Below are 12,605 nucleotides of genomic sequence, written 5' to 3'. Positions count from 1 at the left end.
GGGGCGCATTTCTGCCCCAGTTGACGGCGATCTATTTGCGGGCGTCCTTATCGGCGTAATGGGTTTCTCGACCGATGTGGTGGACCAGGAATTCCATAACAGCCTTGATCGCAGGCGTACGGCGCAGGTCGGGGTAGGTCACCAGCCAGAGCCCGGTTTCGGGCGGCTCGGATCCAATGTCCAGTCTGACCAGTTCAGCGTCGTTGTCGCCGATCATCGTGGGCAGAAGTGCAACACCCACGCCGTTGCGCGCGGCCATCTGTTGCCCAGTCGCATCGCTCGCTTCGAATACGATGGGCCGCTCGTCGATATTTTTACGTAGCCACTTTTGATGTTTCACATGATCCAGCGACGAGTCATAGACGATGAACTCCCATTGCGCGGAAGGGCGCGCCGCATAGGTACGGCTGGCATATAGACCAAACCGGATTATGCCTATGCGCCGTGCAACGAGACTGCCTTCCTCGGGCTTGACCATGCGAACAGCAATATCCGCGACGCCTCGGTCCAGTGGTGCTATGTCGGGCGATCCCTCCATCACGATCTTCAAGGCCGGATGCGATTCACGGAACGTGCGTATGTGCGGTGCGATGCAATAGTTACCCACTGTAGGCGGCACGCTGATACGGACCGTGCCGGATAGCGTGGACGACGCCCGCAGCGCGTATGTTTCAATTGTCCCGGCGCCTTGGGCCATGGATCGGGCGAGCATGGCGATGGCCTTTCCGTCCTCGGTCAAACGGATGCTGCGGGGGAGCCGGTGAATCAGTTTCAGCCTGAGCGCCGACTCCAGAGACGTTACACGCCGCCCCACGGTGGCGTGTTCGACTGACAGTTTGCTTGCCGCGCCCGAGAGCGTCCCGGTGTCCGCAAGTACCAGAAAGTACTGCAAATCTTGCCAGTCGAACATAGCGATTTTTTAACAGAGTTTGTGAACCGATGAGGAATTCCCAGGCGACCACGGTAAGTCTAGTCTCGTTTGTGGCGGTCGACTGAAGACCGTTCACGGACTTAGGAGAATCTGACATGCTCTACGAACTGGTTACCTTGTCGTCGCATATTCTGAAGCTGCCGGAGGTGATCGCGAACGCGGAAGCCTACCTCAATCATCCCGAAACCACAGGTTGCCGGCTCGGCGCATGGACCTCGGAAAACGGGCGGCTAGGGAGCGTGCGCATTCTGCGAGGGTTCGCCGATGCCGAGGAATTGTCTCAGGAAAGAACGCGTGCGTTACATCACGCGAACCCTTTCGGAGCGGCAGGCAGCACCTGTACGATCGAGATGGAGAGCTACGCCGGCTTTCCTTTCCTTCCTCCCGTCGAACCGGGTTCGTTCGGCAGGTACTACGAGTTCCGCACCTACTGGCTAAGACCAGGCGGACTCGTGCCTACTATTGCGGCGTGGCAGGCCGCGATGCCTGAGCGGTCAAAACGCTCCCCTCTGACCGTCAATATGTACGCGCTTGACGGCGTGCCGCGCATCACGCACATATGGCCCTGGGAAAGCCTGGATGAACGCATCGCGATACGTGCAAAGTCTTTCGCCGATGGGATCTGGCCACCCGTAGGCGGCCCTGAGAATTTCTATGAGGCGACGTCCACGATCTGGATACCGACGATCAATTCGCCACTGCGGTGACATGGATTCTGTTGCGATCCCGCGCCGTAGCGCTCGTATCGATCAATTTTCTTCGGCGAGCTTTGCTGCGGCAAAACCGTTCACCGGTGCGTCAGCAGCGTCGCGTAGATCATCGAGATCACGCCCGCGTGTTTCCGGTGTGAAATAGGTCGTTACCACGCCGATCAAACTAAGAATCGCGACGTAGCTGGCAAGCGGAATCCACGCCAGAAGCGTCCCTTCGTGTCCACCCCAATGCACCGTCGCCCAGGCGATGATGGATGCGCCGACGAGCGGCGCCACGCCGCCTGCGATGACGGCCGACACTTCGCGTCCCACCGCCACGCCGGCATAGCGATGCTGCGCGCCAAAGAGCTCCGGCAGCAACGCACCCTGCGTCGCGAACATGCCCCAGACGCCGGCCAGCGCGACGCATAACATCGCAATGCTTGCCGTGGCGTTGCCGAGGCTCAGCACCCACCAGGTCGGATAGGCCAGCAGCAATTGATAAAAAGCGAAGGCGCGATAGACGGGGATGCGTCCGAACCGGTCGCTCGCCATGCCGGCCAGCGGAATGATGATCGCCCCCGAGGCGCCGGCGAGCAGCAGGGCGATCGGGCCGATCTGGCCTTTGAGGCCGGTCGCGGTTGCGATGTAGCTAATAGCGAGTGATTGATAGATCGACGAACCGCCGTTCTCGGCCATGCGCATGCCGATGACTTTGAGGAGCGTCGGTTTCGAATGCTGCATGAGGTGCTTCAACGGATTCTCGTTGACTTCGCTTCGCGCTTCGAGTTTGGCAAACGACGGCGACTCCTTGAGCTTCAGCCGGATCCAGATCGCCACCGCAATGATCACAGCGCTCAGCAGGAACGGTACACGCCATAGCCAGCTTTGCGAAAGGTCTTCGACGCGGACCAGCGCGAAGTAGATCGCAGCCGCCATCACGGTGCCGAGCAACACGCCCATGAACGGCAACGCGGCGAAATAGCCGCGCCGTTTGGCCGGCGCGTACTCGGCCATCAACACGGCAGCGCCTGCCTGTTCGGCGCCGGCGCCCAGTCCCTGCAATAAGCGGCACCCCACGAGCAGGATCGGCGCCCAGATGCCAGCGGACGCATAGGTGGGCAAAACGCCGATGAGCGTGCTGGCGATGCCCATCAAAAGGATCGTCGCCATCAGAACGAACCGGCGTCCGTAACGGTCGCCGAGCGTGCCGAAGATGATGCCGCCCACCGGCCGGATGGCGAAGCCGAGAAAGTACGCGCCGAAGCTCGCGATCAGTCCGATGGCCGGCGTGCTGGACGGAAAGAAGAGCGGCCCGAAGATCAGCGCCGACGCGAGGTTGTACAGCGCGAAATCATAATATTCCAGAGCGCTGCCGAGCGACGCAGCCCATGCGGCGCGATACAGGTCGGCGTTTGTGACTTCGTGGTTGCCGCCATTGGCGCGCGCGCCGATGGTATGACCTGGACTGCGTGGGTCCATTGCAACGGTTTGCTGGTTTTTCATCTTGTCGTCTCCTCCAATCGGGAATGCCATTCCGGTCACTCATGACCCGAATGCTCCTCTAGCCGACGCGTGCAATCTCGTCGAGCAAGGCCGTGCTCATCGTATCGAGCGGCGCGGGCTTGCCCGTGTAAAGCTCGATCTGACCGCAGAATTGATGCAGCAGCATCCGCGTGCCATCGACGACGCGGCATCCAAGCTCAGCGGCGTCGCGAATCAGCTTGGTGCGCACGGGGATAAACGCCGCATCCATGATGAACAGATGCGCCGCAAGTTGTTCGGGCTTCAGCGGATTGACGTCGGGCGCGCGGAAGCCGGCGGCCGTTGCATTGACCACGCCGTCGAACCCGGCCGCATCGAAATCGTTCAGATCGCCGCCGAAAGCAAGGCCGAAGTGGTGGGCGAGTTCTTCTCCGCGCGAGGCGGTGCGGTTGAATACCGTGATCTCCGCACCGGCGCGCCGTACGCCCCAGGCGATCGCACGCGCCGCGCCGCCCGCGCCGAGCAGCGCGATGCGGCGGCCCGGTAGCAAGGTTACTTCTTCGAGCGCGCGCACCGCGCCTCTGCAGTCGGTGTTGTAGCCGGTCAAGTGGCCGTCGCGGTTGTCGATCGTATTCACGGCGCCGATTTCGCGCGCCGTTTCGTCGAGCGCGTCGAGGTAGGGAATGACGGCCTGTTTGTGCGGCATCGTCACATTCAGGCCGCGAATGCCGAGCGTGCGCATCGCGTTGATCGCACCGGCGACATCCTCTATACCGAAGCTCACAAATGTATAGTCGACGCCGAGCGCCTGATAAGCCGCGTTGTGCACCTTGACGTTGAACGTGAATGGCTGGCCGGCGAGCGAGCCGCATAGCGTCGGAATCGAGTGAGGCATGAAGCGCATGGGCTATTTCCCTGTTGTGTTCAGTTGACGATGGTCAGCGCGGGGTCGTACGAAGCGACGAAGGGCCGCCCGTCAGCGCAATGCGCTGCCCGGTGTCCTGCAGATGGCCGCCGTTCACCGCAAACATGGCGAGCTGCTTCTCGACGTTGAACTGCACGATCAGATGCTTGCTGTCGGCGGTAAACACGATGCCCTGCGCAGCTTCGCCACCCGGCGCCTCGGACATCTTTACGGCCTGGCCGTTGCGGATCGCGAACAGAAGCACCTTGCCGCGCGCATGGCGTCCGGGGTTGTCCGGCGTCAGGTTCGAGCCGTCCATGGCCTGTACGCCGATCCACTTGCCGTCGGGCGAGATCGCCACGCCCTCGGGCAGCGACGGCACCGCGAAGTGCTGCACCGCGCGGAACGGTTCGTGCGACACGTCGATGAGCGTGATCGCGTCGGCGTCGCCGGCGAGCGTGCCCGCGTAGCCGGGCAGGCCGGCGAGACCGACGTCGCTCACGACGGCCCATTTACCGTCGCTCGATACGTCGACGGTGTAGGGCGCCACGCCACTCGACAGACGTACGCCGCTGTCGGTGACATGGCCGTCCGCAACATTCAGCACGGCGACGCCTTGCTCGTCGCGCAGTGCAACCAGCGCATGCCTCGCGTCGTGTGTGAAGCTCACGCCGGCCAGACGCTTCTGGCCGATCTTCAGCGTATCCGTCAGCGTCACGCGGTTTCCGTCTATGCCGAGCACCACCACGCTACCGTCGACGCACGCGACGAGCGCAAGTTTTCCGCTGCGGTCGATGGCGATGCCCTGCGGATGGCTGCCGATCTCGAGCCGGCTGACAGCGGGCGGCGACGCGTGCAGATCGACGACCTGGACAAAGGAATCCATCAGCAGTTTATTGGCGGCGTGGTCATAGCGGGTAGGCGCGCCGACCAGCGCCACGGTGGCGTCTGGTGTGACCGCGACCGCCTGCGGCGGTCCCTGAATACCGTTCTCCACCTCTACCTGAAGCTTGACCTGCGGGGGAAAGCGGCTGGCGTCGAGAAGCGTGAGCGTGTCGGGTTGAGCATTGGCCGGGTAGGTATCGCGCCCTTCGACACGCTGATACTTGCCGTCATTGCCCGAGACGATCCAGTCCGCGGCATGTGCGGCGCATGCCGCGAATGCGATTGTCAAACCGGCGAGCGTTTGCGCGCCGCGCGTCCGGCTCGCGATGAATGAGTGCATGTCGATGTCTCCGATCTTTTGTTTGTGGCGTATTGCCGTGCTGGCCGGCGTTTACCGGACTGCACTGCGTGCCCAGTGAGGCAGCCCGTAACCTTGAATGCCCACAAGTTCAACGCAAGTGCAGCAAACGCGCCAATAGTCTTTCGTGACGTTGTTATCATGATTCGTGATAACAAGCGACCGCTTGCGGAGAGACACCATGGAATTGAAGCACCTGCGCGCGTTCGTGGCACTGGCTGAAGAGCTGCATTTCGGCCGCGCGGCGCAGCGTCTATGTATCGTGCAGCCCGCGCTGAGCATGCAGATCAAGGCACTGGAAGAGGAACTGGAGGTGCGGCTCTTCGAGCGCGACCGGCATAACGTTGCGTTGAGCGACACCGGGCGGCTCTTTCTGCCCGAAGCGCGCGCCACGCTTCATCAGGCGATGCGCGCGGAGCAGACCGCGAGGCTTTCCGCGCGTGGGGAGATTGGCGTGCTGCGCATTGCGTTCGTGTCGTCGGTCCTGCCGAAACTGCTGCCTGATCTGATCCGCAGCATGCACGCACGCTATCCGCTCATTACGCTGGAGTTGAAGGACATGACGACGCCGGAGCAGATCGCCGCCTTGCACGGCAACAAGCTCGACTTCGGTCTGATACGCATGCCCGTGAGCGGCGCAGGACTCGAAACGCGCATTGTGCTCGAGGAATCGTTCGTGGTGGCGGTGCCTGAAGATCATGCGCTAGCCGCGAAGCCCTTGATTCATCCGACCGATCTAAGCGGTTCGCCCGCTTTCGTGCTCTCGCGGCGATACGCGCCCGGCTTTTACGACGAGATGCTGGTCGCGCTGACACAGCAGGGCGCGGTGCTCGACATCGCTCAGGAGTTGGGCGAATTCCCGACCATGCTGGCGCTGGTGGCGGCGGGACTCGGCATTGGCGTTATTCCGGCTGCTGCGGCGCTGGCTCTGCCGCCCAAGGTCGTGGCGCGTCCGCTTGATCTTCCTGGTCACCGTACCGGTATCGGTCTTGCGTATACGCGACTCGATAGCGCGGCAAAACGTGTGCTCTTCGATGTGATGATGCAAAGCGTCGGAGATGCATCGGATAACTGATGATCGTCGCCGAAAAACGACGACCTTGGCAAAGCGAGTTCGCTTTCTTCATCACCCGATGTTGCCCGGCCGTCGCTGCAACGTGACAGTGCCATCGGGTCAGATGTCGCCAGCCATCATTTCCGTAAGAAGTGGTTGATCGATTATCGTGCCATTGGCTCGCGTCAGTGAGGCCGCCAACGCCAGCAAGGGGGCAATCCGGCGCTGCTTCTTCTGCGCATGGTTCTGTGCAATATCGGCAAGGCGGTGCGCCAGAAAGGGATTGAGCAAGCGTTCGCGGACCTGTGCGACGTAGGCCAGCGCGTCATCCCCTTCACCGAGGAGATCGAATACCGGCAAGACCTCCTGTTGCCAGACCTTCTCCAGTTCCGCGCGCAGGGCAGGGTCGTTCATCGCACCGCAGACTGTCTCCTCAGCCGCCCGAGCGTCGCGTAACCAGCGCTCGGCGAGAAACGTATGCCCGAGATTCAGCAGGAACAGCTTGCGTCGCTCGAAATGGTGAAGATTGTCAGTGAGGACGATCGAAGGATGGACGCAGGGCATCTGCAGTCGCGGCTGCTTTTCTATCGCCCACAATGCATATGGTTCGGCTATCGCGCCCACGGGCCGGATCGGCTCCGACACGATCCGGTCGACCAGCGAATTGGCCCATACGCAATGCTCCGTCAGATAGCGGATAAAGTCGTCGGGCATGTGCCATTGCAACGCCAATTCCACGGCAATGCCTCTTAACACTTCACCGTTTTTCTCGATCAGCTCGCAAGGAAACAGCGATAGCGGTGCGTCGGGCCGGTTTTGCCAACGCGTGTGCAAGAGGGACAGCAGTCTGGCGGGGAAGCTGTGCGGTACGCTGCTCGGCTCGGCGAAAGCGCGAGCGTTGTCGCGTTCGTCGAGCCGATAGCCCTGGTCTCCCGTGTTCGAAACAATGATCTGCACAGGACCGGAGATCGCCTCGCGCAGCAGAGCCCAATCCTTGCGGACGTGCACGGCCTGGCGTATCGCGCGCCCGGTCAGCGTCGCGTCAATCAGTCGACCCGCGTGCAGTCCGCGTACGTGGACCGGATAGCCGCTGCCGTTCGCGAGCGCGGCGATGCGCGCGGCGCTGTCGGCGTTTTCTGTGGTCTGAACCACGGTAATGCCGCCTGGCGCCGCGCCTGGTTGGCCGGACTCGAGCGCCTCCGAGACGAACAGATCGACATGCGCCTGCAGGAAACGGCTCGTGCCAAATTGCAGAATGGGTTGCGTGAGCGGTGCGTCCGGTGCCTGGTCTTCCTCATGCGAAGGGCGCATCGCTAACATTCCACGATAGCCTTCACGACACCGCCGGCAGGATCGAGCAGTGATGCAAAGCGAGCTGGGACATCGGCTAGCGCGAGTCTGTGCGTGTTCAGCGCACGGTCCGGGATATGGCCGGCGCGCATCGCCTCAATGACCGTTTCGAAGTCCTCGAGCGTCGCATTGCGGCTGCCGAGCAGGGTGGCTTCGCGCTTATGGAATTCCGGGTCGGAAAAACTGATCGTGTCGGCCACGATGGAAACGAGTACATACCGGCCGCCATGAGCGATGAACTGGAAGCCGCGCTCCATTGCCTTGGGGTTGCCGGTCGCGTCGAACACCACGTCGAAGAAGTCGCCCTCCGTCAGTGCCGACAATCGCGCGTGATCGCCGTCGCCGATCTGCACGGCTGCCGCGGCACCCAGATGTTGCACGCAGAAATCGAGCCGGTCCGCACGCGTGTCGAGGGCGGTCACCGTCGCGCCGCGCAGTCTGCAGAAGGTCAGGACCGCCATGCCGATCGGCCCCGCACCGACGACGAGCACGCGTTCACCCTCCTTCACGTCGCCGCGCCTGACCGCATGCGCGCCAATTGCAAGGAACTCGACCATGGCCGCCTGATCGAGCGTGATGCCTTCGGCCTTGTGGACGAACTGCGCGGGTACGCTCAGGTACTCGGTGAACGCGCCGTCTCGATGCACGCCCAACACCTGGATATTCACGCAGCAATTGGTTTTGCCGCGACGGCACGCAATGCATTGACCGCACGACAGATACGGCATCACGAAGACCTGGTCGCCGGCTGCCAGTCCGCTGTGCGGCGGCGCCTGTTCGACGATGCCGGACAACTCGTGGCCCATCACGCGCGGATAGGCCAGATAAGGCTGGTTTCCCGTGAAAATATGCAAGTCCGTCCCGCATACGCCAACACGCTTGACGCGCAACAGCACGTCGTTTTCTCCCGTTTCGGGTTTGGGTCTTTCCTGTGCGCTCAGCGTTCCTGGCGTCTCGCATATCACGGTTAGCATAGCAATCCTTATTTCGTCGCCGGTTCGAGCGGCGCAGCGTTAGTTCGGGTACATCTTGCCGCGGCAGCCGGGCGCGCATTCGATCGAGCCGCCCGGTTCCGCCTGGACGATCAATACAGCACGTTCTTCGCTTCGGGTTTGTCGATGTTGTCTTTGGTCACCATCACGACGCCGGTGTCGAGGTTCTTCGACACGGGCTTCTTCTCGATCAGATTGACCACCGTTTTCACGCCCAGCTCGCCCATCTGGTATGAACCCTGCACGGCGGTGGCGGCAAGCGTGCCGTCCTTGACGAACCCCTGCAGGTCCTGATTGCCGTCGAAGCCGATCGCGACCACTTTGCCGGCTTTGCCAGACTGCTCGAGCGCGCGGCCCATGCCGACCGCGGTGGGCTCATTCGCGCCGAAGATGCCTTTCAGATCGGGGTTGGCGGTCAATGTGTCGGTAGTCTGATTGAGCGCCGTCGCCATCTGCGAATTCGAATAGAAAGGTCCCACCACCTGCAGTTGCGAATGCGCCTTCAGATAATCGCGGAACCCGCCGACCCGGCCGATTTCCGAGCCCGCGCCGGCCACGTAGGACATGATCGCGACCTTGCCGGTCTGGCCGACACGATCGATCAACGCCTTCGCGCAGAGTTCGCCGGCCTTCTTGTTGTCGGTCGAAAGGAACGACTGGTAATACTGCTTGCCGGAATCGGAGAGCGCCGAGTCGATGATGACGACCGGAATATGGGCTTCCCACGCCTTCTTGACGGCCGGCACGAGTGCGTCGGGGTCGGACGGAGCTAGCACGATGCCGGCCACTTTGCGATTCACTGCGTTCTCGACCATGTTGACTTCGTCGGCAATGGCGGTTTCCGCCGCCGGGCCCTGGAAGGTCATCGTGTAGCCCTTGAGCTGACCCATCGCGGCATTCGCGCCCTTCTGCACGTTCTGCCAGTAGTTCGAACTCGACGTCTTCACGATAACCGCGATCTCGCCGCCGGCGGCGCGGGCAAGGCCGGTCGCCAGCATCAGCGTGGCGGCCAGCAGGCTTAGTTGAAATGTGCGCATGTCTCTACTCCTGTGAGGATTTGTTGTCGTACATGGACTTCTCGGCGCTGCGGACCAGCCGGTCTGAAGCGCCGATGGATTTCACCGGCGATTGCGGAGCTGGTCGATCCAGACAGTGCCCAGAATCACCAGGCCGATGATGATTTGCTGAATGAAGCTGGATACTCCATTCATGTTCAAGCCGTTGCGCAGAATGCCGATCACGAAAGCGCCGATCGCGGTGCCGGAAATCGTGCCGACGCCGCCCATCAGCGAGGTGCCGCCGATCACCGCGCTGGCGATCGCGTCGAGTTCGTACATCACGCCTTCGTTCGGCTGCGCGGTGAGCAGCCGTGACATCAGCACGCAGCCAGTCACGCCGGCAAGCGCACCGGAGAGCACATAGGTGAACATCGTCACGCGCGCCACATTGACGCCGGACAGCCGGGCCGCTTCGGCGTTCGAGCCCACCGCATAAATATGCCGGCCGAGCGTGGTGCGGCTCAGCATGATCGACACGGCGATGGCGATCACGATCATCAGCAGCACGGGGTAGGGGATGCCTGGAAACTTCACGTCCGGAAAGCCGTCCGCCCCAATCGTCTCGATCCTGAACAGCGTGCCGTTGCCAAGCACGCCGAAGGCTTCACCCAGCCCCGACACCGGGCGTGCGCCGGTGATTTGCAGTGCGAGGCCACGCGCCACGAGCATCATGCCGAGGGTGGCGATAAACGGCGGCAGGCGCATGCGCGTCACGCACAGACCGTTCACCGCGCCGCACAGGGCGCCGACCACGATGCCAAGCAGCATCCCTACGGTGACCGGCATGCCGGCCTTCACCGCGAGGGCCGCCACCACGCCGGCAAGCGCGAGCACGGAACCGACCGAGAGGTCGATGCCGCCGGTGATGATCACGCAGGTCGCGGCGACGCCAAGATAGGCAATCGAGGTCACCTGCAACGCGACGGTCATCGCGTTGTCGACGGTATGGAAGGCTTCGCTGGTGGAGGAGAACACCAGGATCATCACAATCAGACTGGCGAAGGCGGCAAACTTCTGGATCAGATCCTTGCGCCGTTCGCTGGCGAGCGAAGGGCTGGGACGTGTAAGCGTGCTCATTGCGAAGCTCCCGAGGTGTCCGAAGCGCCGCTGCGTCCGGAGGCGTAATGCATGATTTCTTCCTGTGTCGTCTGGCGGGTCTCGAGGATCGTCACGAGCTCGCCCTCGTGGAAAACGGCCACGCGATCCGTCATGCCGAGAATCTCGGGCAGTTCCGAACTGATCATGACCACGCCGATCCCTTGCGCCGCGAGCTTGTCGAGCAGTTCGTAGATTGCGAATTTGGCGCCGACGTCGATGCCGCGGGTGGGCTCGTCGAAGAACAGCACGCGCGAGTCGCGAAACAGCCATTTGCTGATGACGACCTTCTGCTGGTTGCCGCCCGACAGGTTGCGCGCGATCTGCCTGACGCTCGGAGTGCGTATGGCGAGGGCGTCCACGTAGCGCTTCGCAACGGCGGCCTCGGTTGCGAAGCGGATAAAGCCCAGCCGGTTCGACACCGCAGCCATGTTTGCCAGCGTGATGTTGCTGGCGACGGGCATGTTGAGCGACAGGCCGTTGGCTTTGCGGTCTTCCGACAGGTATGCAATGCCGCGCCGGATCGCGTCGATCGGCGAGCGGATCGCGAGGGTCTCGTTACCTAGTTTGACCGTGCCGCTGTCGGGCAGGTCGGCACCGAAGATCGCGCGCGCCACTTCGGTACGGCCCGCCCCCATCAAGCCGGCGAAACCGAGAATTTCGCCGCGCCGCAATTCGAAGCTGACGGGTCCGAAGACATTCGCGCGTGCCAGTTGGTCGACCGACAGCAAGACCTCCCCGGTCGGCACGGACGTGCGCGGCGGAAACTTGTCTTCGAGCGAGCGACCGACCATGCGGGCGACGACCTTGTCGATGGTGGTCTCGCGAAACACGTCTGTCGACACATAGCGTCCGTCGCGCATGACGGTGACGCGGTCGACGATCTCGGTCATTTCATCGAGCCGGTGCGAGATATAAATGATTCCGACACCGGCGCGTTTCAGCTCGTGAATGATCCTGAAGAGCTGGCTGGTTTCCGTTTCCGTGAGCGACGATGTCGGCTCGTCCATGATCAGCACTTCGGCGTCCAGCGACAGTGCCTTGGCAATTTCCACCATTTGCCGTTGTGCGACCGGGAGCGTGCGCACGAGCGTTCCCGGCGCGATGTCGACGCCGAGCCGGTCGAGGCAGCGCTGCGCATCGGCGCGCAGACGCGCCCGGTCGACGAACACCCCACGGCGCGGTTCACGGGCAAGAAAGATGTTCTCCGCCACTGACAGGTGCGGCACCAGGTTCAACTCCTGGTGAATGATGGCGATGCCCGCGGCCTGGGCTTCGAGCGAGGAAGCGAAGCGGCATTCGCTGCCCTTATAGACGATGGAACCCTCGTCCGGCGCGTACTGGCCGCTGATGATTTTCATCAGCGTCGATTTGCCCGCGCCGTTTTCGCCGCATACGGCGTGCACCTCGGCACGCCGCAAGTCGAAGCTGACGCTGTCGAGTGCGACTACGCCCGGGAAGCGCTTGGTCACGCCCGTGAGTCGCAATAACTCGCCGTTCTCGTCAGGCCGCGACGAGCGAACGGGCGCATCGGCAGCCGGGGCGTTTGCCGGTTCGGACGTCGATACACGCGCGGACAGGGCAGACGTCCGATGTTTGCCCGGAGCGACTGCGAGGCGGGCATGACCAGAATGCGGGCGTGCCGAAAGAGCGCGGCGCGGCGCGGGCCGTGTTGAGAATTCCAGCAAGGCTGTCTCCAATTCGTGACGCCGCCGGCGGGCGGGTACGTGGTTTTGTTCTTCGCGAATCGAACCCGCAACCGCTGCGGCAGCGAACGGTGGGGGCAAATTGATCATAGATA

The 12,605-nt window shown here is 62.5% G+C and carries 11 protein-coding genes; 2 read left to right on the top strand and 9 right to left on the bottom strand.

Annotated features, from left to right (window positions below):
- Positions 1–31: 31 nt before the first annotated feature.
- Positions 32–910 (bottom strand): LysR family transcriptional regulator, encoded by an 879-nt coding sequence (locus HWX91_RS09010; RefSeq protein ID WP_028194795.1) that lies wholly within the window; start codon positions 908–910, stop codon positions 32–34.
- Positions 911–1,026: 116 nt separating this feature from the next.
- On the opposite strand from HWX91_RS09010, the gene HWX91_RS09005 reads away from it, so the two are divergent.
- Positions 1,027–1,638: an NIPSNAP family protein gene (locus HWX91_RS09005; RefSeq protein WP_028194794.1), complete on the top strand. Its 612-nt coding sequence runs from the start codon at positions 1,027–1,029 to the stop codon at positions 1,636–1,638.
- Between the two features lie 42 nt (positions 1,639–1,680).
- On the opposite strand, the gene HWX91_RS09000 is transcribed toward HWX91_RS09005, so the two are convergent.
- Genes HWX91_RS09000 through HWX91_RS08990 form a run of 3 tightly spaced genes read right to left on the bottom strand, consistent with a single transcriptional unit; the run spans position 1,681 to position 5,237 of the window.
- Positions 1,681–3,159: an MFS transporter gene (locus HWX91_RS09000; protein ID WP_244144032.1), complete on the bottom strand. Its 1,479-nt coding sequence runs from the start codon at positions 3,157–3,159 to the stop codon at positions 1,681–1,683.
- 28 nt (positions 3,160–3,187) lie between these two features.
- The gene (gene aroE, locus HWX91_RS08995) at positions 3,188–4,012 is read right to left on the bottom strand and encodes a shikimate dehydrogenase (RefSeq protein ID WP_244144031.1); all 825 of its coding nucleotides are present in this window, start codon (positions 4,010–4,012) and stop codon (positions 3,188–3,190) included.
- A 34-nt stretch (positions 4,013–4,046) separates the two neighbouring features.
- Positions 4,047–5,237 carry a YncE family protein gene (locus tag HWX91_RS08990; RefSeq protein ID WP_028194792.1) on the bottom strand — a complete coding sequence of 397 codons (1,191 nt, stop codon included), beginning with the start codon at positions 5,235–5,237 and terminating at the stop codon, positions 4,047–4,049.
- A 199-nt stretch (positions 5,238–5,436) separates the two neighbouring features.
- Here HWX91_RS08990 and HWX91_RS08985 point away from each other — a divergent pair, with 199 nt between their 5' ends.
- The gene (locus HWX91_RS08985; protein ID WP_028194791.1) at positions 5,437–6,330 is read left to right on the top strand and encodes a LysR family transcriptional regulator; all 894 of its coding nucleotides are present in this window, start codon (positions 5,437–5,439) and stop codon (positions 6,328–6,330) included.
- Positions 6,331–6,429: 99 nt separating this feature from the next.
- On the opposite strand, the gene HWX91_RS08980 is transcribed toward HWX91_RS08985, so the two are convergent.
- From HWX91_RS08980 to HWX91_RS08960, 5 genes are all read right to left on the bottom strand, one after another.
- Positions 6,430–7,620, bottom strand: a complete 1,191-nt coding sequence (locus tag HWX91_RS08980) for a mannitol dehydrogenase family protein (RefSeq protein WP_042274028.1) — start codon at positions 7,618–7,620, stop codon at positions 6,430–6,432.
- 2 nt (positions 7,621–7,622) lie between these two features.
- Entirely contained in the window at positions 7,623–8,633 is a 1,011-nt protein-coding gene (locus tag HWX91_RS08975; RefSeq protein WP_028194790.1) for a zinc-binding alcohol dehydrogenase family protein, read from the bottom strand.
- Positions 8,634–8,743: 110 nt separating this feature from the next.
- Positions 8,744–9,688, bottom strand: a complete 945-nt coding sequence (locus HWX91_RS08970) for an ABC transporter substrate-binding protein (protein ID WP_028194789.1) — start codon at positions 9,686–9,688, stop codon at positions 8,744–8,746.
- 81 nt (positions 9,689–9,769) lie between these two features.
- Positions 9,770–10,786 carry an ABC transporter permease gene (locus HWX91_RS08965; protein ID WP_028194788.1) on the bottom strand — a complete coding sequence of 339 codons (1,017 nt, stop codon included), beginning with the start codon at positions 10,784–10,786 and terminating at the stop codon, positions 9,770–9,772.
- The gene (locus HWX91_RS08960) at positions 10,783–12,291 is read right to left on the bottom strand and encodes a sugar ABC transporter ATP-binding protein (protein WP_235430053.1); all 1,509 of its coding nucleotides are present in this window, start codon (positions 12,289–12,291) and stop codon (positions 10,783–10,785) included. Before HWX91_RS08960 ends, HWX91_RS08965 begins: the two co-directional genes overlap by 4 nt.
- Positions 12,292–12,605: the final 314 nt, after the last annotated feature.

This window comes from Paraburkholderia fungorum, assembly GCF_902833645.1.
Classification (GTDB): Bacteria; Pseudomonadota; Gammaproteobacteria; order Burkholderiales; family Burkholderiaceae; genus Paraburkholderia; species Paraburkholderia fungorum.
Note: the sequence above shows the minus strand (reverse complement) of the source record. Positions and strands in the feature narration are given on the sequence as shown.

Bases quoted from the DNA above. Each gene is read 5' to 3' on its own strand.
- HWX91_RS08970 (WP_028194789.1), bottom strand. From the start codon at position 9,688: ATGCGCACATTTCAACTAAGCCTGCTGGCCGCCACGCTGATGCTGGCG.
- HWX91_RS08990 (WP_028194792.1), bottom strand. From the start codon at position 5,237: ATGCACTCATTCATCGCGAGCCGGACGCGCGGCGCGCAAACGCTCGCC.
- HWX91_RS08965 (WP_028194788.1), bottom strand. From the start codon at position 10,786: ATGAGCACGCTTACACGTCCCAGCCCTTCGCTCGCCAGCGAACGGCGC.
- HWX91_RS09005 (WP_028194794.1), top strand. From the start codon at position 1,027: ATGCTCTACGAACTGGTTACCTTGTCGTCGCATATTCTGAAGCTGCCG.
- aroE (WP_244144031.1), bottom strand. From the start codon at position 4,012: ATGCGCTTCATGCCTCACTCGATTCCGACGCTATGCGGCTCGCTCGCC.
- HWX91_RS09010 (WP_028194795.1), bottom strand. From the start codon at position 910: ATGTTCGACTGGCAAGATTTGCAGTACTTTCTGGTACTTGCGGACACC.
- HWX91_RS08980 (WP_042274028.1), bottom strand. From the start codon at position 7,620: ATGCGCCCTTCGCATGAGGAAGACCAGGCACCGGACGCACCGCTCACG.
- HWX91_RS08985 (WP_028194791.1), top strand. From the start codon at position 5,437: ATGGAATTGAAGCACCTGCGCGCGTTCGTGGCACTGGCTGAAGAGCTG.
- HWX91_RS09000 (WP_244144032.1), bottom strand. From the start codon at position 3,159: ATGGCATTCCCGATTGGAGGAGACGACAAGATGAAAAACCAGCAAACC.
- HWX91_RS08975 (WP_028194790.1), bottom strand. From the start codon at position 8,633: ATGCTAACCGTGATATGCGAGACGCCAGGAACGCTGAGCGCACAGGAA.